This window comes from Streptosporangium sp. NBC_01810, assembly GCF_035917355.1.
Classification (GTDB): domain Bacteria; phylum Actinomycetota; class Actinomycetes; order Streptosporangiales; family Streptosporangiaceae; genus Streptosporangium.
In genome coordinates this window covers 785,215-807,257 of sequence record NZ_CP109070.1, presented here as the reverse complement: position 1 = coordinate 807,257, position 22,043 = coordinate 785,215, and the positions used below count along the sequence as shown (strand labels likewise).

The 22,043-nt window shown below is 70.0% G+C and carries 23 protein-coding genes; 19 read left to right on the top strand and 4 right to left on the bottom strand.

All coding sequences use genetic code 11. The features are described 5' to 3' along the window. Nucleotides 1-58: 58 nt before the first annotated feature. From OIE13_RS03760 to OIE13_RS03750, 3 genes are all read left to right on the top strand, one after another. Complete coding sequence (locus OIE13_RS03760; protein ID WP_326643132.1) at nucleotides 59-883, top strand: nuclease-related domain-containing protein; 825 nt, start codon at nucleotides 59-61, stop codon at nucleotides 881-883. 167 nt (nucleotides 884-1,050) lie between these two features. Further along, nucleotides 1,051-2,889 carry a dihydroxy-acid dehydratase gene (gene ilvD, locus OIE13_RS03755; RefSeq protein WP_326643135.1) on the top strand — a complete coding sequence of 613 codons (1,839 nt, stop codon included), beginning with the start codon at nucleotides 1,051-1,053 and terminating at the stop codon, nucleotides 2,887-2,889. Nucleotides 2,890-2,970: 81 nt separating this feature from the next. Continuing rightward, nucleotides 2,971-3,453, top strand: coding sequence for a helix-turn-helix transcriptional regulator (locus OIE13_RS03750; RefSeq protein ID WP_326643137.1), 483 nt, complete (start codon nucleotides 2,971-2,973; stop codon nucleotides 3,451-3,453). 82 nt (nucleotides 3,454-3,535) lie between these two features. On the opposite strand, the gene OIE13_RS03745 is transcribed toward OIE13_RS03750, so the two are convergent. From OIE13_RS03745 to OIE13_RS03735, 3 genes are all read right to left on the bottom strand, one after another. Beyond that, nucleotides 3,536-3,757: an FmdB family zinc ribbon protein gene (locus OIE13_RS03745; RefSeq protein ID WP_326643139.1), complete on the bottom strand. Its 222-nt coding sequence runs from the start codon at nucleotides 3,755-3,757 to the stop codon at nucleotides 3,536-3,538. 90 nt (nucleotides 3,758-3,847) lie between these two features. Further along, complete coding sequence (locus tag OIE13_RS03740; RefSeq protein ID WP_326829530.1) at nucleotides 3,848-4,669, bottom strand: GNAT family N-acetyltransferase; 822 nt, start codon at nucleotides 4,667-4,669, stop codon at nucleotides 3,848-3,850. A 91-nt stretch (nucleotides 4,670-4,760) separates the two neighbouring features. Further along, nucleotides 4,761-5,270: an HNH endonuclease gene (locus OIE13_RS03735; RefSeq protein WP_030917850.1), complete on the bottom strand. Its 510-nt coding sequence runs from the start codon at nucleotides 5,268-5,270 to the stop codon at nucleotides 4,761-4,763. A 318-nt stretch (nucleotides 5,271-5,588) separates the two neighbouring features. Here OIE13_RS03735 and OIE13_RS03730 point away from each other — a divergent pair, with 318 nt between their 5' ends. Beyond that, the gene (locus tag OIE13_RS03730) at nucleotides 5,589-7,661 is read left to right on the top strand and encodes a prolyl oligopeptidase family serine peptidase (RefSeq protein ID WP_326829529.1); all 2,073 of its coding nucleotides are present in this window, start codon (nucleotides 5,589-5,591) and stop codon (nucleotides 7,659-7,661) included. A 102-nt stretch (nucleotides 7,662-7,763) separates the two neighbouring features. Here OIE13_RS03730 and hypF read toward each other — a convergent pair whose 3' ends face one another. Then, nucleotides 7,764-10,109 (bottom strand): carbamoyltransferase HypF, encoded by a 2,346-nt coding sequence (gene hypF, locus OIE13_RS03725; RefSeq protein WP_326643145.1) that lies wholly within the window; start codon nucleotides 10,107-10,109, stop codon nucleotides 7,764-7,766. 169 nt (nucleotides 10,110-10,278) lie between these two features. Here hypF and OIE13_RS03720 point away from each other — a divergent pair, with 169 nt between their 5' ends. The 15 genes from OIE13_RS03720 (at nucleotide 10,279) to hypE (ending at nucleotide 21,865) form a co-directional block, all read left to right on the top strand. Continuing rightward, nucleotides 10,279-10,956, top strand: a complete 678-nt coding sequence (locus OIE13_RS03720; RefSeq protein WP_326643147.1) for a D-sedoheptulose-7-phosphate isomerase — start codon at nucleotides 10,279-10,281, stop codon at nucleotides 10,954-10,956. Then, entirely contained in the window at nucleotides 10,953-11,201 is a 249-nt protein-coding gene (locus OIE13_RS03715) for a HypC/HybG/HupF family hydrogenase formation chaperone (protein ID WP_326643149.1), read from the top strand. The genes OIE13_RS03720 and OIE13_RS03715 overlap by 4 nt, the downstream gene beginning before the upstream one ends. Then, nucleotides 11,188-11,928 carry a D-sedoheptulose-7-phosphate isomerase gene (locus tag OIE13_RS03710; RefSeq protein WP_326643151.1) on the top strand — a complete coding sequence of 247 codons (741 nt, stop codon included), beginning with the start codon at nucleotides 11,188-11,190 and terminating at the stop codon, nucleotides 11,926-11,928. Before OIE13_RS03715 ends, OIE13_RS03710 begins: the two co-directional genes overlap by 14 nt. Before the next feature lie 65 nt (nucleotides 11,929-11,993). Beyond that, nucleotides 11,994-13,070, top strand: a complete 1,077-nt coding sequence (locus tag OIE13_RS03705) for a hydrogenase expression protein HypE (RefSeq protein ID WP_326643153.1) — start codon at nucleotides 11,994-11,996, stop codon at nucleotides 13,068-13,070. A gap of 1 nt (nucleotide 13,071) precedes the next feature. Then, entirely contained in the window at nucleotides 13,072-14,853 is a 1,782-nt protein-coding gene (locus tag OIE13_RS03700; protein WP_326643155.1) for a nickel-dependent hydrogenase large subunit, read from the top strand. Between the two features lie 57 nt (nucleotides 14,854-14,910). Further along, nucleotides 14,911-15,489 (top strand): NifU family protein, encoded by a 579-nt coding sequence (locus OIE13_RS03695; protein WP_326643158.1) that lies wholly within the window; start codon nucleotides 14,911-14,913, stop codon nucleotides 15,487-15,489. Then, entirely contained in the window at nucleotides 15,486-16,163 is a 678-nt protein-coding gene (locus tag OIE13_RS03690; protein ID WP_326829528.1) for a DUF5947 family protein, read from the top strand. Before OIE13_RS03695 ends, OIE13_RS03690 begins: the two co-directional genes overlap by 4 nt. After that, nucleotides 16,156-16,788 carry a DUF6084 family protein gene (locus OIE13_RS03685; RefSeq protein ID WP_326643162.1) on the top strand — a complete coding sequence of 211 codons (633 nt, stop codon included), beginning with the start codon at nucleotides 16,156-16,158 and terminating at the stop codon, nucleotides 16,786-16,788. Before OIE13_RS03690 ends, OIE13_RS03685 begins: the two co-directional genes overlap by 8 nt. After that, nucleotides 16,785-18,257, top strand: a complete 1,473-nt coding sequence (locus OIE13_RS03680) for a hypothetical protein (RefSeq protein WP_326829527.1) — start codon at nucleotides 16,785-16,787, stop codon at nucleotides 18,255-18,257. Before OIE13_RS03685 ends, OIE13_RS03680 begins: the two co-directional genes overlap by 4 nt. Further along, a complete protein-coding gene (locus tag OIE13_RS03675; protein WP_326643166.1) occupies nucleotides 18,254-18,757 on the top strand; it encodes a hydrogenase maturation protease in 504 nt (167 codons plus the stop codon). Before OIE13_RS03680 ends, OIE13_RS03675 begins: the two co-directional genes overlap by 4 nt. Next, nucleotides 18,751-18,855, top strand: a complete 105-nt coding sequence (locus tag OIE13_RS36545) for a DUF6893 family small protein (RefSeq protein WP_442811641.1) — start codon at nucleotides 18,751-18,753, stop codon at nucleotides 18,853-18,855. The genes OIE13_RS03675 and OIE13_RS36545 overlap by 7 nt, the downstream gene beginning before the upstream one ends. Before the next feature lie 46 nt (nucleotides 18,856-18,901). Further along, nucleotides 18,902-19,294, top strand: a complete 393-nt coding sequence (locus OIE13_RS03670) for a hydrogenase maturation nickel metallochaperone HypA/HybF (RefSeq protein WP_326643168.1) — start codon at nucleotides 18,902-18,904, stop codon at nucleotides 19,292-19,294. Then, on the top strand, nucleotides 19,269-19,520 hold the full coding sequence (locus OIE13_RS03665) for a HypC/HybG/HupF family hydrogenase formation chaperone (RefSeq protein ID WP_442816037.1): 252 nt from the start codon (nucleotides 19,269-19,271) through the stop codon (nucleotides 19,518-19,520). Before OIE13_RS03670 ends, OIE13_RS03665 begins: the two co-directional genes overlap by 26 nt. A gap of 6 nt (nucleotides 19,521-19,526) precedes the next feature. Next, complete coding sequence (gene hypD, locus OIE13_RS03660) at nucleotides 19,527-20,654, top strand: hydrogenase formation protein HypD (RefSeq protein WP_326643171.1); 1,128 nt, start codon at nucleotides 19,527-19,529, stop codon at nucleotides 20,652-20,654. Continuing rightward, the gene (gene hypE, locus OIE13_RS03655) at nucleotides 20,651-21,865 is read left to right on the top strand and encodes a hydrogenase expression/formation protein HypE (RefSeq protein WP_326829525.1); all 1,215 of its coding nucleotides are present in this window, start codon (nucleotides 20,651-20,653) and stop codon (nucleotides 21,863-21,865) included. Before hypD ends, hypE begins: the two co-directional genes overlap by 4 nt. Nucleotides 21,866-22,043 lie beyond the last annotated feature (178 nt).

Genomic DNA, 22,043 nt, shown 5'->3' with positions numbered 1-22,043 from the left:
AAAGTATGAGATACGCAATACTAGGCACCCCCCGAGGACGTCAGCTACCGTGAGTTACGTGGATTCCGGTCAGGTACCAGAAGACGGTAACACTACGTCACCGATTTGGGTCAGTGACCGACAGGCCGAGGACCGGCCGACGTCTCGACCCGCCGCACCAGCGTCTACGTACGCACCCGTCGAGCGCGCCGCGCTGCGCAGCCTGCTCGACCACCCCAAGTACCGCCACCTGCGCCGGCGCGTTCTCGTCGCGGTCGGCGTGGGCGTGCTCGCGGCCGTCCTGCTGGCCAGCTGGCAGCTGGGCTTCACCGCCGCCGTGGTGGCCGCGATCGTCGACACGGTGCTGCATGCCCGCTCCAGCTCGTCGGTGCCCGCCTGGCGGCGCTCCTCGGTCGCGGAGCGGCGGACGGAGATGCAGTTGAAACGGCTGGAGCGCGGGGGCTACCGCACCCTGCACGCCCGCGCGATCCCCGGTAGCGAGGCCCAGATCGACCACCTGGTCGTGGGTCCCACCGGCGTCTACGCGGTCGACTCGGAGAAGTGGGACAAGCGCCTGCCCGTCCGCGTCCAGTCGCACCGCAAGCTGTTCCACGGCCCGTTCAACCAGAAGCCCCGTCTCGACGAGGCGCGCTGGGAGGCGTCCCAGGCCGCCGAGCTGATCGGCGCGGAGCTCGGCCGTGAGATCACGATCGTGCCGTCCCTGGCGATCTACGGCCCGGCCATCCCCTGGAAGGTCCTCAACGTCCGCGAGGTCGACGTGTTCGACGGTAGTCGTGTCCGTAAATGGATCACCAAGCGGGAACGCTCACTCACCGACACCGAAATCGAAAGGATCTACGAGGTCGCCGGGCAGGTCCTGCCCGCGCGCTACCCGGAGAACTGACCTCGGCCGTCCTCACCGGCCTCTCCCAACACGGTGTCCGCGAAGCGACGGTGTTCGCGGAAAGTGTGGTCACGGACCTGATCTCTCATGGCATGGGCAGTCGTCTCACGCGCTGAGCGGTGGCCGTACCATTCATAGACCACGGTTTCGATGATGGGAGAAGCCTCATGCCCGCCCTCAGGTCTCGTACGGTCACTCACGGCAGGAACATGGCCGGGGCCCGGGCCCTACTCCGGGCGACGGGCGTAGCCGGCGAGGACTTCGGGAAACCGATCATCGCCGTGGCCAACAGCTTCACCCAGTTCGTCCCCGGGCACGTCCACCTGCGCGAGGTCGGTGACGTTGTGGCCGGCGCGATCCGCGAGGCGGGGGCGATCCCGCGCGAGTTCAACACGATCGCGGTCGACGACGGCATCGCGATGGGTCACGGCGGCATGCTGTACTCGCTGCCCAGCCGCGAGCTGATCGCGGACGCGGTCGAGTACATGGTCAACGCGCACTGTGCCGACGCGCTGATCTGCGTCTCCAACTGCGACAAGATCACTCCGGGCATGCTGCTCGCCGCCTTCAGGCTGAACATCCCCACCGTCTTCGTCTCCGGCGGTCCGATGGAGGCGGGTAAGACCCCCAACGGGAAGCTCGACCTGATCGACCCGATGATCGCCGCGGCCAACGACGCCGTCTCCGACGCCGAACTGCTGGAGATGGAGGAGAACGCCTGCCCGACCTGTGGTTCGTGCAGCGGCATGTTCACCGCCAACTCGATGAACTGCCTCGCCGAGGCCATCGGCCTCGCGCTCCCGGGCAACGGCACGATCCTGGCCACGCACAAGGCGCGCAGGAAGCTGTTCGAGGACGCCGGGCGCCGGCTCGTGGAGATCACCCGCCGCTACTACGAGCAGGACGACGAGACGGTCCTGCCGCGCGCCATCGCGACCAAGGACGCGTTCGAGAACGCCATGGCGCTGGACGTGGCGATGGGCGGCTCGACCAACACGATCCTGCACATCCTCGCGGCGGCCCGCGAGGCCGAAGTCGACTTCGGGCTGAAGGAGATCAACGAGATCTCGCTGCGGGTGCCCTGTCTGTGCAAGGTCGCCCCCGCCACGGCGAAGTACCACGTCGAGGACGTCCACCGCGCCGGCGGCATCCCGGCGATCCTGGGCGAGCTCGACCGAGGGGGCCTGCTCCACCGCGACGCCTACACGGTCAACGGCGGCACCCTGGGCGACTACCTCGACGCCTGGGACCCGCAGTCGCCGGGTGCGCTGCCGGAGGCGCTTGAGCTGTGGCACGCGGGCCCCGGCAACGTCCGCACCGTGAAGCCCTTCTCCCAGGGCGCCCGCTGGGAGGAGTTGGACCTCGACCGGTCCGAGGGCTGCGTGCGTGACGTCGAGCACGCCTACACCCGCGACGGCGGCCTGGCCGTCCTCTACGGCAACATCGCCACCGAGGGCTGCATCGTCAAGACCGCCGGGGTCGACGAGTCGATCTGGAGGTTCGAGGGCCCGGCCGTGGTCTTCGAGTCGCAGGACGACGCGGTCGAGGGCATCCTCAACAACAGGGTCAAGGCCGGTGACGTCGTGGTGATCCGCTACGAGGGACCGAAGGGCGGGCCCGGCATGCAGGAGATGCTCTACCCCACCTCGTTCCTCAAGGGCAAGGGGCTGGGCAAGGACTGCGCGCTGATCACCGACGGCCGCTTCTCAGGCGGCACGAGCGGCCTGTCCATCGGTCATGCCTCCCCCGAGGCTGCCGAGGGCGGCACCATCGCGCTCGTCGAGGACGGCGATCTCGTCGCGATCGACATCCCCGGCCGCTCGATCGGGCTGAAGGTCTCCGAGGAGGAACTGACCGCGCGCCGGGAGAGGCTCCTGGCCGACCTGGGCGGCTACCGGCCGCGCGACCGCCAGCGCCCGGTGAGCGCCGCGCTGCAGGCGTACGCCGCGCTCACGACCTCCGCCTCCACCGGCGCCTCGCGCGACCTGTCGCAGCTGTCACGCTGACCTGGGCTTCCTATCGGGTAGAGATGCCTTACCCGATAGGAAGTTCGAAAAAATGTCAGTGCTCAGACGTATTATCTGGGTATGACTAGCGTCATGAAGCCCACCGCCCCGCTGACGGCCGCCGAGATCGCCGCCCTCGCCCTGTCGATGGCGCATCTGGGGTCGGGTCCGCAGGCAGGCGCCGCCCGCAGCGGCCTGCGTCACGCGTTCGAGCAGATGGAGATCGACAACGACGTCGTCGCCACCACCCTGACGACCCTCACCGAGCCGATGCCCGCCCCGATCGCCGACCGCGCCCGGACGATCGCCAACGCCATCACCTCAGGCCTCGTCATCCGTCTCCACTACCGTGACGTCTCCGGGCGGGTCACAGTCCGCGACGTCGACCCGGTGACCTGCATGGTCCACCGCGAATACTGGTATCTCGTCGGCATGTGCCGCATGCGCCACGCGATCCGGGCGTTCCGGTTCGACCGGATCGTCGCCACCGAACCCACCTTCGTACAGGCCCGCCCGCACCGAGCCGAGGGATTCCTGCCCTTCCAGGGCAAGCGCGCCGCATAAGTGCATAAGTAGGGCTTAGCCGGCTTCTCGGGGGCTGTCACCCGGCGGTGCGAACCGATCCGGGTGACAGATCCCGGTGTGGTCAGCCGCAGCAGCCGCCCCCGCAGCAGCCGCCGCCACCGCCGGAGGGCTGGGGCGCGGCCGAGGAGCTCGCGGAGCCTCCGGTCACGGCGACGGTGGACAGCAGCTTGACCGTGTCGTCGTGGCCCTCGGGGCAGAGCGCGGGCTCACCGGAGCGAGCCATCGGACGGGAGATCTCAAAGGTGGACCCGCAGGCGCGGCAGCGAAAGTCGTATCGGGGCATGACCCCAAGGTTACCCGGCTCGCTCGCCGAGCACCCGTGCCCCAGGCCCCCTGTCTCTCCGGGCGGGTGAGAAGGACACGGCGCGGAAGGTCAGGCGAAGGTGATGGAGACGTAGTCGGCCACCGGCCGGTAGCCGATCGCCTGGTAGATCGAGTTGGACGTGGGGTTGGACAGGTCCGTGAAGAGCAGCACCTCCTCGGCGCCCTCGGTGAGCGCCTTGGCGCTCACCGCGTGGGAGAGCCCGGTGCCGTAGCCCTTCCGGCGAAACTCCGCGGGCGTGTAGACGGGACCGACCCGGGACATTCCACCGACGGGCGAGGAGGCCCCGGCGAACGCGACGGGCCGCCCGTCCGCCTCCCACACGACCAGCTCCCGCCTGGCGATCCGGCTGGCCACCAGCGGGGTCAGGTCGACGGGGGCGACGCCCTCGGCCTCGGACTGGAACTCCTCTCCCCACCGGACCAGGAGGTCGAGGTCGTCGGTGCCGGCCACCCGGGAAGCCCCCCGCGAGCAAGGGTCGGGGGGCAGCAGCGCGTCGAGCCGGTAGAGACGCTCGGCACGGCGTTTGGCCTCGGGCCGCCACCAGGAGGCGGCGAACGCCTCGGCCAGCGGGAGTGGCCCGCTCACCCCTGGGATCGCCCTCTCGATCTCGATCAGGCCGGTGGCGAGTTCGGGCACGGCGTCGGCTGGGATGGTCGGGAGCAGGAGGGGGTGAGGAGGTGTCTGGATCGCGGTCGCCACGATCCGGCCGTCGCGCTCCAGCCTGCCCAGCAGCACGTCATCGCCCCACAGACCACTCCGTACGGCGCGCAGGACCGTGAGGGGGACGGTGTTGCGAACCGGATCCCGCAGCAACCACGGCTCCGCCGTCCCCGCGTACGCCTCGATGTCGGAGGTGAAGGTCCATGTCATGACCATGATTGTGCCGACCGGGGATCACCGCCGCCAACGGGCATGCCGCCGCGATCGTGCCGTACGGCACGATCGCGGCGGCGCCGTCCTTTCAGGCCGCGCTCTCCGCGAGGTAGGGCGCCCACTGGGGGTCACCGACGATGTGCGCGCCGATCAACCGCCAGTGGACGCCGCGTGGCACCACCGGGGCGACGCTGAGCGTCCACCCCAGTTCCTCCAGCATGCGATCGGCCTTGCGGTGGTTGCACGTCGTGCACGACGCGACACAGTTCTCCCAGGTGTGGGGACCGCCTCGCGAGCGCGGGATGACATGGTCGATGGTCTCGGCCCGCTGGCCGCAGTAGGCGCATCGGTAGTCGTCCCGGCGCATCAACGCGGTCCGGGTCAGCGGGATCCGCGACCGGTAAGGAATCCGGACATATCTCCGAAGCCTGATCACCGAGGGAACGTCGAGCGTGCGACTCGCCGAGCGGAACACGGCGCCCCGCCCGTCGCGGTGCACGACGTCCGCCTTCTCCCTGAGCACGAGCACGACGGCCCGGTGCAGGGACAGGGTGGTCAGCGGTTCGTAGGTGGCGTTCAAGAGCAGGACCTGGCGCATCAGCGGGCCTCTCCCGCCACAGGACGTGTCAGTTGGGGGGGCACGCCACCGCGTGCCCCGGCTGGCGGCCCCTCCTGGGGCCCGGGCGCTTCCGTCACGAGGACCTCCGCCGGACGGCCCAGCGGATGCTCACCACGGCACCGTCCTTCACCAAGTTTGGCTGCTGCGTCACGGTTCCCGCCACCCATAAATGACTGGAGAGAAGCCTGATACGTTTTATGCCCGCATTACTAGTTCTTAACTCCTCCTGGCGAAGATCAGGTACGCCCCTCGCGCAATGCCCGCGTTCTGTCCTCCGGAGGTCGTAGTGTTCCAGCCATGACGCGACAGCCGTACCCTCCAGCCAGCCGTGTTGAGCTCGTCGAGGAGCTTCACGGGGTGCCTGTTCCCGATCCCTACCGATGGCTGGAGGACCCGAACGATCCGGCGACGAAGGACTGGCTGGTGGGGCAGGCGAGGCTGCTGGAGACCGAACTGGACATCCTCCCCGGGCGCGAGGGTTTCAAGACTCGGATCACGGAGTTGCTCAGGTCCGGTTCGGTCGGCGCGCCGACGTGGCGCGGGGAGCGGCGGTTCTTCATGAGGCGCACCCCGGAGCAGGAGCACGCCGTGCTCTACACCGTCGACTCCGGCGGCACCGAGCGGGCGCTGCTCGACCCGATGGCACTCGACTCGACCGGACTGACCACCCTCGACTCCTGGCAGCCCGACAAGGAGGGCCGCCTGCTCGCCTACCAGGTCTCGGTGGGCGGCGACGAGGAGTCCAGCCTCTACCTGATGGACATCGCGTTCGGCGACCGCATCGAGGGGCCGATCGACCGCTGCCGCTACTCCCCCGTGGCATGGTTGCCCGGCGGCGAGGCTTTCTACTACGTGCGCAGGCTGCCCGCCACCGAGGTGCCCGAGGGGGAGGAGCAGTTCCACCGCCGGGTCTACCTGCACCGGGTCGGCACCTCCACCGAGGAGGATGTCCTGATCTTCGGTGAGGGCCTGGAGAAGACCAACTACTACGGCGTGGCGGTCTCCCGCGACGGCCGCCGGCTGCAGATCTCCGCCTCCCGGGGCACGGCGCCGCGCAACGACCTGTGGGTGGCCGACCTGGAGGCCTCCTCCCCCTCCTCCCCCGACCTGGTCGTCGTCCAGCAGGACGTCGACGCCCAAACGGCCCTGCACTTCGGCCGCGACGGCCGCCTGTACGTCTTCACGGACCGCGACGCCCCGCGCGCCCGCGTCTGCGTGACCGACCCGTCCGCCCCTCGGTTCGAGAACTGGCGCGACCTCATCCCACAGGACCCCGAGGCCGTGCTGACGGACTTCGCGATCCTCGACGACCTCGACCGGCCGGTCATGCTCGTCGGCTGGACCCGCCACGCGATCAGTGAGATCTCGGTGCACGACCTGGCCACCGGTGAGCGCGTCGGAGATGTGCCGACGCCCGGCCTGGGCACCATCGGCGGCATCAGCGAGCGCCCGGAGGGCGGCCACGAGGCGTGGTTCGGCTACACCGACAACACCACGCCGCCGAGCATCCAGCGCTATGACGCCCGCACCGGCGAGACGACCCTCTGGGCGGCCTCCCCCGGCGCCGTCGAGGTGCCCGCCGTCAACACCGAGCAGGTGACCTATCACTCCGCCGACGGCAGCGAGGTCCACATGCTGGTGATCTCCCGCCCTGGCGCCGAGGGCCCGCGCCCCACGGTCCTGTACGGTTACGGCGGTTTCGGGCTCTCGATGACCCCCGGCTACTCGGCGTCCATCCTGAGCTGGGTCGAGGCGGGAGGCACGTACGCCATCGCCCAGTTGCGCGGTGGCGGCGAGCAGGGCGAGGAGTGGCACAGGGCCGGGATGCTCTCCCACAAGCAGAACGTCTTCGACGACCTGCACGCGGCGGCCGAGCATCTGATCGCCACCGGCGTGACCACGCCCTCGCAACTGGCCATCTCCGGTGGCTCGAACGGCGGCCTCCTGGTCGGCGCGGCCCTGACCCAGCGCCCGGAGCTGTACGCCGCGGTGGTCTGCTCGGCGCCGCTGCTCGACATGATCCGCTACGAGTTGTTCGGTCTGGGCGCGACGTGGAACGTCGAGTACGGCTCCGCCGAGAAGCCCGACGAGTTCGCCTGGCTGCACTCTTACTCCCCCTACCACCGTGTGCGGGAGGGGGAGCGCTATCCGGCGACGCTGTTCACGGTCTTCGAGTCCGACACCCGGGTTCATCCGCTGCACGCCTGGAAGATGTGCGCCGCCCTGCAGCACGCCCAGGCCTCGGACCGGCCGATCCTGCTCCGCAACGAGATGGAGGCCGGTCACGGGGCCCGCTCGGTGAGCAAGACCATCGAGCTGGCCGCCGACCAGCTGACCTTCCTCGCCCACCACACCTGTCTGACCTCCTGAAAGCGGTTCACGCGACTACGCCGGCAAGGACCCGGAGTGCGACCTCTGGCACTTCGGGACGTACCCCGCCCCTGACTTCGGCGCCTCTCGTCAGGCCCTGTGTCAGAGCAGGCCGAGGGCGTCGCGTGCCGCTGCCACGGCGGCCTGGCCGAAGCTGATGCCGCCGTCGTTGGGGGGTACGGCGCGGTGGGTGAGGACCCGGAAGCCTCCGAGCCCGAGGGCGCCTGCGAGGCCGTCAAGCAGCAGGCGGTTCTGGAAGACCCCGCCGGACAGGGCGACCGTGCCGATCCCGGTGCTCTCGCGGACCCTCGCGCACGCCGCGGCGGTGACGGCGGCGAGCCCGTTGTGGAAGCGTGCGGAGACGAGCGTCGGGACCACCCCGGCGCGGGTCTCCTCGGTGACCGCCCGGATGAGGTCCGCGACCTGGATCGTCAGGAGCGCCCCCTCGTCGAGGATCCGCACCGGGTAGGCGTCGCTCTCGGTGGGGTCTGCCCGCTGTTCCAGGGCGATCGCGGCCTGTCCCTCGTATCCGGCGGTGTCGCGGAGCCCGAGGATCGCCGCCACCGCGTCGAACAGGCGGCCGGCGCTGGAGGTGAGGGGGGAGTTCGTCCCGGCTTCGGCCACGGCGAGCACCTCCTCCCAGCGTGTGCCCTGGCGGCTCCTGACCGGCAGATCCTCGGGTAGCGCGGCGCCGTACGCCGCCTTCAGGTGGGCGGCCGCCATCCGCCAGGGCTGCCTGATCGCCGCGGTACCGCCTGGCATCGGCACCGGTGCCAGGCGCCCGGCGCGGGTGAAGTCCACGAGGTCGGCCACCAGGATCTCGCCACCCCAGATCGTGCCGTCGGTGCCGTAACCGAGGCCGTCGAAGGCCACCCCGATGACCGGACCGCTCTCGGCGTTGTCGGCCAGGCAGGAGGCGATGTGCGCGTGGTGGTGCTGGACCCCGGTCAGGTCCACCGAGTCCAGGTCGAGGGCGTACTTGGTGGACAGGTACTCGGGGTGGAGGTCGTGGGCGACGAGCCCGGGGGTGATGCCGAGCAGGCGCCCGAGGTGCTCGATCCCCTCGGTGAAGGAGCGCAGCGTCTCGTAGTTCTCCAGGTCGCCTATGTGGTGGGAGACAAAGGCGTATCCCTGCCTCGCGAGGCAGAACGTGCTCTTCAGTTCGGCACCGCAGGCGAGCACGGGTCGCCGGGCGGGCGGCGAGAGCCGCAGTGGCTCGGGGGCGTATCCCCGGGATCTGCGCAGCGGTAGCGCCCGCCCTCGCGCGACGAGGACCACGGAGTCGTCGGCGCGGATGTGGATCGGCCGGTCGTGCGTCAGGAAGGCGTCCGCGATCCCGGCGAGCCTGACGAGCGCGTCGCCGTCGCGGTGGGCGATGGGCTCATCGGAGAGGTTTCCGCTGGTGAGCACGTACGGCCGGGTGAACTCGGTGGCGAGCAGGTGGTGGATCGGCGTGTACGGCAGCATGAGGCCGAGAGTGCGGTCACCCGGGGCCACGGCTCCGGCCGGCGCGGCGCCGGGACGGCGGGGCAGCAGCACGATCGGGCGCCACGGGCCGGTGAGCAGCCGCTCGCCCTCGGCGTCCAGTTCGCAGAGTGCGTGCGCGGCGCGCAGGTCGGGGACCATGACCGCGAACGGCCTGTCCTCGCGGCGCTTGCGGGACCGGAGGGTCCTGGTGGCCTCCTCGTCCGCGGCGTCGACCGCCAGGTGATACCCGCCGAGCCCCTTGACCGCCAGGATGCCGCCCGCCCGCAACACCTCCGCCGCCGCCACGATCGGATCGCCATCAGAACCTTGGACATACGGGCTGTCACCCCGGGAAACACCGCCGTGGTGAACACCGCCGTGGTGAACACCGCCGTCCAGCAGGCGCAGGACCGGGCCGCAGGCCGGGCAGCAGATCGGCTGGGCGTGGAATCTGCGGTCCGCCGGGTTGAGGTACTCCCTCTCGCACTCTCCGCACATGGCGAAGGTGGCCATCGTGGTGGCGGGCCGGTCGTAGGGGACGTCCCGGATGATGGTGAACCTCGGCCCGCAGTTGGTGCAGTTGACGAAGGGGTGCCGGTAGCGCCGGTCGGCGGGGTCGAACAGCTCGGCCAGGCAGTCATCACATGTCGCGACATCGGGTGAGATAAGGGTGACCCGCTGGTCTCCGCCTCGGCTGGCCGCGATGCGGAATCCGCGATCCCCGCGCGCCGGTATCGCGCTGGCCGTCATACGGTGGATCGCCGCCAGCGGCGGGGCCTGATCTCGCAGCTCCTCCTGGAAGCGCGCGACGTCGCCGGGCACCCCCTCGGCCTCGATGAAAACGCCATGGTCGTCGTTGCCCACCCACCCCGACAACTCCAGCCGCCGGGCCAGGGAGTGGACATGAGGGCGGAAACCCACCCCCTGCACGATCCCCTCGACCCTGATCCTGACGCGGACCCGCGCCCACCCCGTGCCCATCCCGCCATCCTTCCCGCGCATGGCGGGGGCGCCCCAGGGCTCACATGATCTGGACGGGAAGGTTACGTCGATGATCAGAGCTTTGCCGTTGGTTGTCGAGCCAGGGGTGTCGGCCCTGAAACGGCCAACCGTAACGTATCGGTTACCGTGAAAAATACGGAGCGTTGACATGCCTGTCACACCAAGTACCCAAAAACCATCCGCCATCGCCCCGGTCACGGAGGCGGCGGTCATCGCGGCCTTCGCGCGGCGGGAGCACGCCGGGCGCGCTCTGGCGGGCGACGTGGAGCGCATCGCGGATGCCGCCCGGGCCATGGCCGCCAGGTTCCACCTCGGCGGCAAGCTGATCGTTTTCGGCGATGGCGGCGCGGGCTCGGACGCGGCGCACGTCGCGGTCGAGTTCATGCACCCGGTCATCGTGGGCAAGAAGGCGCTCGCGGCGGTGGCACTGGGCAATGACACCGCGACGGTCGGCGTCGGCGAGAGCGGCGAGGATGCCGCCGAGGTCTTCGCCCACCAGGTGCGCCACTGGGCGGACGCCTCCGACACGGCCCTTGGAATCTCCCGCGACGGCCGCTGCGCGAGCGTCCGGCGCGGCCTGAGGACCGCTGGGGAACTGGGCCTGCTGACCATCGCCCTGACCGGCGGCGAAGGCCACGGAGAGGGGCACAGGGAGGGACACAGGGAGGGACACGACGGCGAGATGGCCGACCACGTCCTGGTCATCGCGTCCGACGACCCGGCCGTGGTCAAGGAGGTCCACGTCACCGCGTACCACCTGCTGTGGGAGCTGGTCCACGTGTTCTTCGACCGGCTCGGCCCACCCATGAGAGGGGCGACCCGGTGAACGGGCCCGAGGACTGTACCGCCGGTGTCTGCATCACCTGCTCCGACCAGGCACTGCCGGTGCGGGTGGTCAGACTGCTGGAGGCAGAGCTGGCGATCGTCGACGCGGGCGGAGTCCTCGAAGAGGTGAGCGTGGCGCTGGTCGACCCGATGGTGGGCGACACCGTTCTCGTACACGCCAGGGAGGCCATCGCCGTGATCGCGCACGGGAACGAAGGGCGGAGGGACGGCGATGAGCACGCTTGACGGAACGCCCATGGAGGGCACGCGGGGGTTGTACCCCTTCCTCGACAAGTACGAGTGCGACCACGAGTACGACCACGACCACGACCATCCGGACCGGACCGGGCCCGGCACGGCGGAGGCGGAGACCGAGGCCCGGCGGTCGGCCCTGGAGAAGATCGGCGAGATCGTGCGGCTGCGCCGGCGGGTGGGTGAGGAGTCGGCGGCGGAGCTGTCGGCATGCGCCGGGGAGATGGCCGAGCGGTTCGCCTCCGGCGGCCGGCTGTTCAGCTTCGGCAACGGCGGGAGCAGCACCGACGCCCAGGAGGTGGCCTCCGCCTTCCTGCACCCCCAGCACGGCCCGGCCCTGCCCGCGCTCTGTCTGACCGATGACGTCGCCGTGGTCACCGCGCTCTCCAACGACGTCGGGTTCGAGGTGATCTTCTCCAGGCAGCTCGCGGCGCTTGGCCGGCCGGGGGACATCGCCGTCGGCCTGTCCACGAGCGGCGGCTCCGCCAACGTCGTCCGGGCGTTCGAGGAGGCGGCCCGCCGGGACATGCTCACCGTCGGACTGGCCGGCGGAGGGGGTGGCAGGCTGACCGAACTGTCCGAGCTGGGAGTTCTGGCCCACCTGTTCGTCGTCCCCTCCTCCTCGGTACACCGGATCCAGGAGGCGCAGACCACCCTCTACCACGTCCTGCGGGAACTCATCCGGCACGCACTGACCCCGCGGACGCACGACCCCGGCTGAGGACCCGCGATGGCTCCCTCCCCCTTCACGTTCCACAGACATCCACCAGGAGTTGGGGAGGCGTCATGACAGCGCCGACGGATACGGCAGGCAGAAGATCTCCGGACCGGCAGGAACCGATCGTCCACATACTGTGGATCAACGCCGGGATGAGCTGCGACGGCGACTCCGTCGCGCTCACCGCGGCAACGCAGCCGAGCATCGAGGAGATCGTGCTCGGCGCGCTTCCCGGACTTCCCAAGGTGGCCGTGCACTGGCCTCTGATCGACTTCGAGTCCGGGCCGATGCAGGGCGCGGACGTCTTCATCGAGTGGTTCTTCAAGGCCGATCGCGGTGAGCTGGATCCGTTCGTGCTGGTCGTCGAGGGCTCGATCCCGAACGAGGCGATCAAGCAGGAGGGGTACTGGTGCGGATTCGGCAACAACCCCGACACCGGCCAGCCCATGACGACCAGCGAGTGGCTGGACCGGCTCGCACCCAAGGCGACCGCGATCGTGTGCGCGGGCACCTGCTCGGCGTACGGCGGCATCCACGCGATGGCGGGGAACCCGACCGGGGCCATGGGCGTCGCCGACTACCTGGGCTGGGATTGGAGGTCCAAGGCGGGCCTGCCGATCGTCAACGTGCCCGGCTGCCCGATCCAGCCGGACAACCTCTCCGAGACGCTCCTCTACCTGCTCTACCAGGTCGCCGGGCAGGCGCCGATGATCCCGCTGGACGAGGCGCTGCGACCGACGTGGCTGTTCGGCCAGACCGTCCACGAGGGCTGTGACCGGGCCGGCTACTACGAGCAGGGGCAGTTCGCCACCGAGTACGGCTCGCCGAAGTGCCTGGTGAAGATCGGCTGCTGGGGGCCGGTCGTCAGGTGCAACGTCCCCAAGCGCGGCTGGATGAACGGGATCGGCGGCTGCCCGAACGTGGGGGGCATCTGCATCGCCTGCACGATGCCGGGCTTCCCCGACAAGTTCATGCCGTTCATGGACGAGCCGCCCGGCGCCCTCATCTCCTCGACGGTGAGCGGCGCGTACGGGACGGTCATCCGGGCCCTGCGCGGCATCACCTCCAAGACCGTCGACAAGGAACCGAAGTGGCGCCACAAGGGGCGCGAGCTGCTGACCGGCTACAAGGCGCCCTGGAGCTGACATGACGACATCGGAACAGAACCCGGAACTCGTGGAGATGGCCTGGGACCCCATCACCAGGATCGTCGGGAGCCTCGGCATCTACTGCAAGATCGATTTCAAGAACAGGCAGGTCGCCGAGTGCTACAGCACCTCGTCGATCTTCCGCGGCTACAGCATCTTCATGAAGGGCAAGGACCCGCGCGACGCCCACTTCATCACCAGCCGCATCTGCGGGATCTGCGGTGACAACCACGCGACCTGCTCGGTCTACGCGCAGAACATGGCCTACGGGGTGCGCCCCCCGGCCCTGGGCGAGTGGATCGTCAACCTCGGCGAGGCCGCCGAGTACATGTTCGACCACAACATCTACCAGGAGAACCTGGTGGGGGTCGACTACTGCGAGAAGATGGTCCGCGAGACCAATCCCGGCGTGCTGGCGATGGCCGAGCGCACCGAGGCACCGCACGCGGCCGATCACGGCTACAAGACCATCGCCGACATCATGCGCTCGTTGAACCCGCTGGAGGGCGAGTTCTACCGCGAGGCGCTGGCGGTGAGCCGCACCACCCGGGAGATGTTCTGCCTCATGGAGGGCCGGCACGTGCACCCCTCCACGCTCTACCCGGGCGGGGTGGGCACCGTCGCGACGGTGCAGCTGTTCACCGACTACCTGACCCGGCTGATGCGCTACGTGGAGTTCATGAAGCGGGTCGTGCCCATGCACGACGACCTGTTCGACTTCTTCTACCAGGCACTGCCCGGCTACGAGGAGGTGGGCCGCAGGCGCGTGCTGCTGGGGTGCTGGGGAAGCTTCCAGAACCCCGAGCACTGCGACTACACCTACCGCAACATGGGCGACTGGGGCCGCGAGATGTTCGTCACGCCGGGGGTGATCGTCGACGGCAGGCTCGTCACCAACGACCTGGTCGACATCAACCTCGGCATCCGGATCCTGCTGGGCAGCTCCTACTACGACGACTGGCAGGGCCAGGAGCCGTTCGTCACCCACGACCCGCTGGGCAACCCGATCGACATCCGGCACCCGTGGAACCAGCACACCATCCCGCACCCGCAGAAGCGCGACTTCGGCGACAAGTACAGCTGGGTCATGTCACCCCGCTGGTTCGACGGGGAGAACACGCTCGCGCTCGACACCGGCGGCGGCCCCATCGCCAGGCTCTGGGCGACGGCGCTGGCCGGCAGGGTCGACATCGGCTACGTCAGGTCCACCGGTCACAGCGTGCAGATCAACCTGCCGCGGACGGCGCTGAAACCGGAGAAGACGTTCGAGTGGACGATCCCCGAGCACAACGGCCAGCCGCTGTCCAACGCCCTGGAGCGCAACCGGGCCCGCACCTACTTCCAGGCCTACGCGGCGGCGTGCGCGCTCTACTTCGTCGAGCAGGGCCTGGCCGAGGTGCGCGCGGGCCGCACCCAGACCTGGGAGCCGTTCACGGTTCCCGACGAGGCGATCAGCTGCGGCTTCACCGAGGCCGTGCGGGGCGTGCTCTCCCACCACATGGTGATCAGGGACGGGAAGATCGCCAACTACCACCCGTATCCGCCGACCCCCTGGAACGCCAGCGTCCGCGACGTACACGGCACGCCGGGACCTTACGAGGACGCGGTGCAGAACACACCGATCTTCGAGGAGAACCCGCCCGCGGACTTCAAGGGCATCGACATCATGCGCACCGTGCGGAGCTTCGACCCGTGCCTGCCGTGCGGGGTGCACATGTACCTCGGCGGCGGCGAGGAGCTCCGCAGGCTGCACACCCCACACGCCTTCGACACCACCTGATCCAGCGGCGGCCGGGGGGCCGACCGCTCCCCGGGGTCGGAAAGGGGGCCTGGGCAGATGCCACAAGCCCATGACATCCGGGTGACCGGCGATCGCGTCGAGGCGCTGATCGCCGACCTCGGCACGCTGAGCGACGCCGTGACCCGCGCCAAGGCCGAGGACCTGGTACGGGCCCTCGTCGAGCTGTACGGCGCCGGTCTGGAGCGCGTCGTCGAGATCGTCACCGAGGCCGAGGCATCCGAGGTACTGCGCCACCTGGTCGACGACCCGCTCGTGTCCGGCCTGCTGGTGCTGCACGACCTGCACCCGCTGAGCACGGCCGAACGCGTTCGCGAGGCGTTGGACGGCGTACGGCCCTATCTGGGGTCGCACGAGGGCGGCGTGGAGCTGCTCGGTGTGGGCGAGGACGGGATCGTGCGACTCCGCCTGGAGGGCACCTGCCACGGCTGCCCGTCCTCGCGGCTCACCGTGACCGACGCCATCGAGCGGGCCATCGGCCAGGCCGCTCCCGAGGTGTCCGGGGTGGAGGTCGAAGGGGTGACCGACGACCGCCCGGAGCTGTTGCAGATCCAGCGCCGCGCGCCCGGCCCGTGCCCGGTTCCGGAGCGGACACCGGCGTCGGAGCCGGTCTCGTGACGACCATCGGGCTGCGCAGGTTCCGCGAGCCGCCCAGCGGGGACGGGCCGCCGGTGACGCTGTGCGAACTGTGCGCGGTGCCCGCCGGCGAGGAGCACGGCCACGTCGTGAACGTGGAGACCCGGGGACTGCTGTGCGCCTGCCGGGCCTGCCATCTGCTGTTCACCCGCGATACGAGCGGCCGGGCGCGCTACCGGTCCGTCCCCCGGCGCTACCTTCACGCCCCGCGGTTCCTGCTGGGCACGGCCGACTGGGACGAGATGCAGATCCCGGTCCGCACGGCGTTCTTCTTCCGCAACTCCGCGCTGGACCAGACGGTCGCGTTCTACCCGAGCCCGGCGGGCGCCACCGAGTCGCTGCTGCCGCTGGAAACGTGGGAGCGCGTCCTGGCGGCCAACCCGGCGATGGCCGATGTCCAGCCCGACGTGGAGGCACTCCTGGTGGACCGCCGTCCCGACGGAGGCTTCGCCTGCCACCTGGTGCCGATCGACACCTGCTACGAGCTGGTCGGCCTGGTGCGGCTGCACTGGAAGGGCTTCGACGGCGGTCAGGAGGCGCGGGCGGCCATCGAGGGCTTCTTCGCCGACCTGCGCGGCCGCAGCCGAACCGTGCCGCCCGTTGACAGCGCCGATGCGGCGCTCGCGCCCGTCCTGGGCGGTGACGGCCGTGGCTGAGCTCGCGTTCGGCTGCGTGGACATCCGGGCGGAGGCGTACGCCGCCTTCCCGACGCTCGTCTTCCGGCTGCGCGTCACCGACCCCTCCCCCGACGGGGTGCACACCATCGCGCTGCACTGCCAGATCCGGGTGGAGCCGCAGCTGAGGCGCTACGGCGGAGCCGAGGCGGGGCTGCTCGGCGACCTGTTCGGCGACCCGGCCCGGTGGGGCGACACGCTGAAGCCCCTGCAGTTCGCCAACGTCTCGGTCATGGTCCCGGCGTTCACCCGGAGCACCGAGATCGACGTTCCGGTGCCCTGCGGCTACGACCTGGAGGTGGCCGCGGGCAGATACTTCGCCGCGCTGGACGAGGGCGAGATCCCGATGCTCATGCTCTTCAGCGGCACCGTGTTCGCCAGGGCGCCGGGCGGCTTCTCGGTGAGCCAGGTGCCGTGGCACTGCGAGGCCCGCTGCCGGCTGCCGGTGGCGGTGTGGCGGGAGCTGATGGACCGCTACTTCCCGGATTCCGGGTGGCTGCGGCTGCGCCGCGACACGCTCCGGGAACTCAGCGGCTTCAAGTCCGCCCGCGCCCTGGCGACCTGGGACGAGACCCTGGAACTACTGCTCAAGGAGGCGCGGCGATGAGCGTGCCGATGGACATCGCCCGGCGGGTGGCGGACGCGGTGCTGTACGAGGGCTACCTGCTCTACCCCTACCGCGCCTCGGCGGCCAAGAACCAGGTGCGCTGGCAGTTCGGAGTGCTCGTCCCGCCGGGGTTCACCGCGACCGCCGAGCACCCGGCCAGCGTGACCGAATGCCTCCTGGAGGGGGCCACGTACGCCGTGGCGCACCTGAGCCTGCGCTTCCTTCACCTCAGAACGCGGAGCGTCGAGCGTGCCGAGGACGACGGCTACTGGCCGGTCCAGCAGCTGCGGAACGGCCAGCGGACCTACCTCAGCTTCGACGAGGCGACCGAGCGGGAGCTGGAGACGGTGCTCCCCGTCGCCGGCCTGCTCGACGCCCCCGAGCGGGTGATCGAGGTACGGATTCCCGGAGACCGCGTGATCGAGCCGATCGTGGCATCGTCCGGAGAGGTCGTGGGACGCGTCGTCTCCGAACACCTGCCGCTCCACGCCGAGCTCAGGGTCTCCGCCGAACTGGTGCCCGGCCCCTACGAGCTGGTCAAGCTGCGTGCCCGGGTGCAGAACACCGACGACTGGAAACCGCTGGGCGCGCCGCGCGAGCAGGCGCTGCGGCACTCGCTGATCTCGGCGCACCTGCTCATCGCGGTGACCGCCGGGGCCTTCGTCTCCCTGCTCGACCCGCCGGAATGGGCGCGGCCGGCCGTGGAGACCTGCCGCAACGAGCACACCTGGCCGGTACTCGTGGGCGAGCCCGGCCACCGGGACGTGATGCTCTCCTCGCCGATCATCCTCTACGACCACCCGGACATCGCCCCGGAGAGTCCGGGCACCCTGTTCGACTCCACCGAGATCGACGAGATGCTCCACCTCCGCACGCTCACCCTCACCGACGAGGAGACGCGGGAGGCACGGGCGACCGACCCCCGGGTGGCCGAGCTCATCGACATGGTCAGCGGCATGCCCCCCGAACTGGTGGAACGGCTGCACGGTGCGATCCGCTCGGTGGACGCGACCACGGGCCCGCAGCCCTCCAAGCCTCCGGGGCAGGAGGGAGATCCCTGGAGTCGGCCGGAGGTTCCCACGCCCTGGTGGGACCCCGCGGGCGATGCCACGGTCTCGCCGGAGACCGACAGCGTGACGGTCTGCGGGGTGGCCGTATCCAGGGGCAGCAGGGTCCGGCTGGTTCCCGGCAGGCGGCGCGCCGACGCCCATGACATGTTCCTGACCGGCAGGACCGCCCACGTCGAGGCGGTGCTCCTCGATCTCGACGGCGCCCACCACCTGGCCGTCACCCTGGAGGAGGACCCGGGCGCCGACCTGCACCGATCGCACGGCCGTTTCCTCTACTTCGCCCCCGACGAGGTCGAGCCGCTCCCGGACGACCCACTCCCAGGCGACTCACTCCCAGGCGGCAAGGCCTCGGAGGGGTCGCCTCCGGGGGCGGCACTCGACGGGGAGGCCGGCGCATGAGAATCCTGGTGGCCGGTGTGGGGAACGTCTTCCTCGGCGACGACGGCTTCGGGGTCGCGGTGGCCGGGCGCCTGGCGGACGCCGACCTGCCCGACGAGGTCGAGCTGCGGGACTTCGGCATCCGGGGAATCCATCTGGCCTACGAGCTGACCGGCGGCGGCTACGACAGCACGATCCTCATCGACGCGGTATCCCGCGACGGCCCGCCCGGCACCCTGTACGTCCTCGAACCGACGGCGGGCGAGGTGCCGGGATCCTTCGCCGACGCGCACTCGATGACACCCGAGACCGTGCTGTCGCTGGTGAACACGCTCGGCGGCGGGGCCGGCCGCGTCCTGCTCGTCGGCTGCCAGCCCGCCGACACCTCGCCGGGCATGGAGCTCAGCGCGCCGGTCTCGGACGCCGTCGGCAGGGCGGCGGACCTCGTCGTCGAACTGGCCGGGCAACAGATCGCGATGGCGCTCGCCACCGCGGGGCACGAGGAGGAACGGACATGCTGAAACGCGTTCTGGCCGGGGCGGCGCTGGCGGGAGTGGCCGCACTGCTCTACGTGACGCTTCCCGACATCAAGCGCTATCTGAGGATGCGCAGTATGTGACGCGTCCGGACACCGGGAGATCGAACTCGAATGAGAGGGAACAGTCGTGCATGAATTCGGGATCGCCGAGGCGATCCTCACCGCGGTGGAGAAGCGCGCGGACGGCAGGCGGGTGCGGCGGGCGCGAGTGCACGCGGGTGCCCTGCTTCGCATCACCGAACCGGTGATCAACCAGGCGTTCTCCGCGATCGCCGACGGGTCCGTGGCCGAGGGCGCCCAGGTGGACCTGGTCATCGTCCCCGTGCGGATGACCTGCCGCTCCTGCGGCAGTACGTCCGCCTCCGTCGACCCCTTCACCGTCTGTGCGGGGTGCGGCGGCACCGATATCGACACCGAGGGCGGCGACGACCTCGTCCTCGAATCCATCCAGATGGCGGAGGCCGCTCATGTGCCTGGGAATTCCCGGGGAGATCGTGGAAATCCTGTCGGACCGTCCTGACCTGGCCATGGTCGATGTCAGCGGCGTCAAGCGCGCCATCAACATCGGCCTGCTTGAGGGCGAGTTCATCGTGCCGGGCGACTGGATCCTCATCCACGTCGGGTTCGCGCTGTCGAAGATCGACGAGGTGGAGGCCAGGGCCGCGCTCGACTTCCTGGAAAGCATCGGCCAGGCGTACGAGGACGAGATCGCGGCCCTCCGAGAATCCATGATCGAAGAGGGGTGAGGGCTGATGCGTTTCGTCGACGAGTACCGCGACGCGGAGAAGGCCCGGATGCTCGCCGCGCGGATCACCGCACTCTGCGAGCCGGGCCGCGACTACAAGTTCATGGAGGTGTGTGGCGGGCACACCCACACGATCTACAGGCACGGCCTGGAGGACTACCTGCCAGGGGCCGTCACGCTGGTGCACGGCCCCGGCTGCCCGGTCTGCGTCATCCCCATGGGACGGATGGACGACGCCATCCACATCGCCGAGCAACCAGATGTGATCATGACGTCGTTCGGCGACATGATGCGGGTGCCCGGCGGTAACGGCTCGTTCCTCGACGCCAAGGCGCGGGGCGCCGACATCCGGCTGGTGTACTCCCCGCTGGACGCGCTGAAGATCGCCCGGCAGAATCCCGGCAGGCGCGTGGTCTTCATGGCCATCGGGTTCGAGACCACGGCACCCTCGACGGCGATGACCGTCCTGCGTGCCGAGGCCGAGGGGATCGAGAACTTCTCGATCTTCTGCAACCACGTGACGATCATCCCCGCGATCAAGGCGATCCTGGACTCCCCCGACCTGCGCCTGGACGGGTTCATCGGCCCCGGCCACGTCTCCACCGTGATCGGCTGCCGGCCGTACGAGTTCATCTCCCGTGTCTACGGCAAGCCCCTGGTGGTGGCCGGTTTCGAGCCGCTGGACCTACTGCACACGGTCTACCGCCTCCTCGCGCAACTGGCCGAGGGACGTTCGGAGGTGGAGAACCAGTACTCCCGGGTGGTCCCGTGGGACGGCAACCTCAAAGCTCTGCACGTCATCAATCAGGTGATGGAGCTGCGACCGTACTTCGAGTGGCGCGGGCTGGGTTTCATCTCCCAGTCGGCCCTCAGGGTCACCGAACGGTACGCCGCCTTCGACGCCGAGCGGATCTTCCAGATTCCCGGCGGGCGGGTGGCCGACCCGAAGGCGTGCCAGTGCGGCGAGGTGCTCAAGGGAGTGCTCAAGCCCTGGGAGTGCAAGGTGTTCGGCACCGCGTGCACCCCGGAGACACCGATCGGCACGTGCATGGTCTCGTCCGAGGGCGCCTGCGCGGCGTACTACAACTTCGGCCGGTTCTCGCGCGAGCGCGTCAGGGAGGCGACTCGGAGGTGAACGACGGAGAGGGCTACGCCGGGCCGGGCGAGGGGCCAGGTGGGGAGCAGCGGGTCCTGGAGCGGACGAGAAAGACGGGCGGCGACACATCCGACCGGGAGCAGCGGGTCCTGGACCGGACGAGAAAGGCAGGCGGCCCCGACACATCCGACCGGGAGCAGCAGGTCCTGGACCGGATCGAGCGGGTACGGCGCCGCAGGGCGCGCGTGCGGGAGGAGCTCATCACCCTGGCGCACGGCGCGGGCGGCAAGGCCACGCAAACCCTGATCGAGGCGGTGTTCCTGGAGTCGTTCCGCAACCCGATGCTGGAACCCCTGGAGGACGGCGCGGTCACCGACGGGCTCGCCTTCACCACCGACTCGTTCGTGGTGACGCCGCTCTTCTTTCCCGGGGGCGACATCGGCGACCTCGCGGTGAACGGCACGGTCAACGACCTGGCCATGTGCGGGGCCCGCCCCCGCTACCTGTCGGCCGGATTCATCCTGGAAGAGGGCTTTCCCTTCGCCGACCTGCGGCGCATCACCGCCTCGATGGCCCAGGCCGCGCGGGTGGCGGACGTGTGGATCGTCACCGGCGACACCAAGGTCGTGCAGAGGGGCAAGGCCGACGGCTGCTACGTGACCACCTCCGGCATCGGGACACTGGAGCGGCCCATCCGGCTGAGCGTCGCCGCCGCGCGGCCGGGTGACGTGGTCATCGTGTCCGGGCCGATCGGCGAGCACGGGATCACCGTCATGCTGGCCCGGGGAGAGCTGGACATCGAAGCCGACCTGTGCTCCGACACCGCACCGCTCAACGCCCTCACCGGCCTGCTGCTGGACGCCTGCGAAGACGGCGCGGTGCGTTGCCTGCGCGACGCGACCCGCGGTGGGGTGGCGACGATCGTCAACGAGATAGCCGGGGCCTCGCAGGTCGCCGTCGTACTCGACGAGGACGCCGTTCCGGTCCGCCCGGTGGTGCGGGGGGCGTGCGAACTGCTGGGGATCGACCCACTCTACGTCGCCTGCGAGGGCCGGATGGTCGCGGTGGTGGCCGAACAGGCCGCCGAGGCGGCACTGGTCGCCCTCCGCTCCCATCCACTCGGCTCCGACGCGGCGATCATCGGACGGATCAACGACGACCCGCCGGGGCTGGTCCTGCTGAGGACCTCCTTCGGGGGCACCCGCATCGTCGACCTGCTGGTCGGCGACCCGCTGCCGAGAATCTGCTGATAACCAGCGAATCCATGAGGTTCTGGACATGAGCAAGAGACAGAAACCCGAACACACCAGCGGGCATGGCAAGGACACCCCGGGGGAGCGGGGGCGCTCCTCCGGCGTGAGCCACGCGAGCGAGGAGGTGGTGCGATCCGGCAACCTGGCCTTCGGACACCCGCCGGGCGACAGGCGG